2 protein-coding genes are annotated in these 2,694 nt (G+C 26.1%); both read right to left on the bottom strand.

The window, feature by feature from the left end:
- Positions 1 to 203: 203 nt before the first annotated feature.
- Positions 204 to 971, bottom strand: a complete 768-nt coding sequence (gene istB, locus AS160_RS09145) for an IS21-like element helper ATPase IstB (protein ID WP_165148024.1) — start codon at positions 969 to 971, stop codon at positions 204 to 206.
- On the bottom strand, positions 968 to 2,572 hold the full coding sequence (gene istA, locus AS160_RS09140) for an IS21 family transposase (RefSeq protein ID WP_165148021.1): 1,605 nt from the start codon (positions 2,570 to 2,572) through the stop codon (positions 968 to 970). The genes istB and istA overlap by 4 nt, the downstream gene beginning before the upstream one ends.
- Positions 2,573 to 2,694 lie beyond the last annotated feature (122 nt).

Raw genomic sequence — 2,694 nt, 5'->3', positions numbered from 1 at the left:
CTAGATATTGTTTTTATGTATTTATTTATCTATATTTGATTGAGTTTTATTATTTACCTCCTATCTTTGTATTTTGCAACTCAAAAGTAAGCCAAATTATAATTGAAAAATGGGCCAAAAAAATAAAATGTTGAAAACATCCGTGTTTTAAACAATATTAAGTTTTTGTTAAATTCATCTTATTTTTTCATATATAACCTCCTTCATTCCAATGATTTGATAAATTCTTCGGTTTCTTTTAAACGATAACTATTACCATTCATATTTACTAAATATGCTTTGTGAGCCAATCTATCAATCATTGCTGCTGATAATACTGGATCATTAAATATTTCTTCCCATCTGTCAAATGATAAATTTGTTGTTATTATTGTTGATTTTCGTATTGCTCTTAAGGATAATAATGTAAATAATAATTCTGATCCTTCCTTGTCAAAAGATATATATCCTAATTCATCACATATTACCAAATCGTATTTTCCAAATTTATTTTGAAATGTTCTTAATGTCTTATTTGAACGTGATTCTTTTAATTGGGTTATTAATAGTGGTACTGTAATGAATAATACTCTGTATCCTTCTAGTATTGCTTTTATTCCTAATCCTATTGCTATATGTGTTTTTCCAGTTCCAGGATTGCCTGATAATATTACGTTTTGACTGTTTTGTACGAATTCTAATGTTTTTAATACTTTTAGTTTTTTTCTTGCATCTTCTGGTAAATATTCAAGTTTTAAATCTTCTAAATATTTTTTCTGCGGGAAGTTTGCTAATCTTATTCTACTTTTTAACCTTGATTCTATTAATCGTTCATATTCTCTTTTTAATATTTCATGTAAGAAGTTTTCATAGCTTATTTCTGTTTCATTTGCTTCTTTTATATATTCTTTGATGTGGGTTTTTAATTTTGATAATTTTAATTCTTTGGAGTATAATTCCATTTCTTCATATAGTTTATTATTTTTACTCATTGTATCATCTCATTTAGTCTATACAATTGTTTTCTTGAGTATTCTTCTATTGTTCCGTTGTATTTAATTTTTAATTCATTACTTGTATTTTCGTTTATTATTTTTATTTCGGCAAAAGTTATATTTGAGGTTATAATTTCTAGCTTTTCTATTATTTTTTTTATTTGTTTTATTTCTAGGTTTCTTTTTTGAATGTATTCCAATAACATTATGAAATCTTTCGGATTTGTGGTAAAATATTCTTTGTAGATGTTTTTTAGTTCTCTTGGTGCCTGATGCATTGCTAAGCTATTATGTAATGCACCAGGTTTCTTTTTTAATATTGGTATATAATGTTCTATTTTTATTTTCCATATATCTATACCATATACTCTTTCGTGAATAACTATTGGTTTTTCATCATATATTATTATTTTTTCTGGATATAATTTTACTTTTAGCCACTTATCGATATATTCTACTGGTACAGAGTATCTACAGTTATTTACTGTTATTGTTGAGAATTTATCTACATATACTTCTTTTATTACTGAATATTCATATTTTGGTGGTTTTTCTGCTAAATATTTCTTTTCTTCTTCAAATAATTGAATCGTATTTGATTTTATATTTTCATTTATATATTTAAGTCTTGTTTTTAAAAATTCATTTGCTTCTTTTAAATCACTGAATTTATATTTTATTGAAAATACCCTTTGCTTTATTACATTTACACTCTTCTCTACATGCCCTTTTTCATTTGGTTTTCTCACATTGCAAAATCTTATATCAAATTTATAATACATCGATAATTTCATTAAATCTTCTGTTATTTCTCGACCATTTCTTCCTACAAACTTTTTTACTGCAACTTTCATATTGTCATATACTGTTGTTTTATTTATTCCCTCTACATGTTCAAAAAATCTTATATGTGAATCTATGAAACTTTCCATGTTTTGTTTTTCATACAAATATGCATATCTGTAATTACTATACGCAAATGTAAATACTGCTGCTTGTATATTTTTCATTACTCCATCTATCTCTAATTTAATTTCTCCCCAATCAAACTCTACTATATCTCCCGGTGAATATCTTTGTTTTATATATGCTTCCTTCGTTTTTTTATCGTTGAGTTTTCTTACTAGATTATATATTGTTCCAACACTAATTTCATATCCTTCATCTCTTATTATTTCATACATTTGACTTACTGGCATTAATTGTTTTCTTAACCCTTTTTTTCTCTTTATTTCATTTGCTTTTATTAATTCTTGGATTCTCTCTACCAATGCTTCTGTCACTTTCCTAGGTTTCCTGTTTGATGTATTGTATTTGGGTTTTCCTGCTATTTTCTCTACTAAATCTTCATCTATACCTTCGCTGTTTTTATATCCTTCAAATGCTTCTTCATACTCCTTTATATACTTCCCCACTGTTTTTCTATTTATTCCCATTATTCTGCTTATTTCTCTTTGAGATTTCCCTTCTCTAAAATACATGTATATTACTCTTCTTTTTTGGTCCATACTGATCATCCTTTCTAACTCCTCTCTCTTTATTTGAGAAGAGTATATCATTTTTTCTTCCTCAGTGGACCATTTTTCAATTTTATTCATGGGGTACTTTTAGTTTACACTATACAGTAGATCGTTTTTTAAATGACAACCCCCACCACATAAATTTTTTGCCCAACATTTCTTACATTTTTCATTCTTAATACCTATCATTATTTTATTAA

The organism is Marinitoga sp. 38H-ov, from assembly GCF_011057715.1.
Taxonomy (GTDB): domain Bacteria; phylum Thermotogota; class Thermotogae; order Petrotogales; family Petrotogaceae; genus Marinitoga.
This window is presented reverse-complemented; position numbering and strand designations above follow the sequence as displayed.

Coding starts and splice junctions, on each gene's coding strand:
- istA (WP_165148021.1), bottom strand. CDS start 2,572: ATGAATAAAATTGAAAAATGGTCCACTGAGGAAGAAAAAATGATATAC.
- istB (WP_165148024.1), bottom strand. CDS start 971: ATGAGTAAAAATAATAAACTATATGAAGAAATGGAATTATACTCCAAA.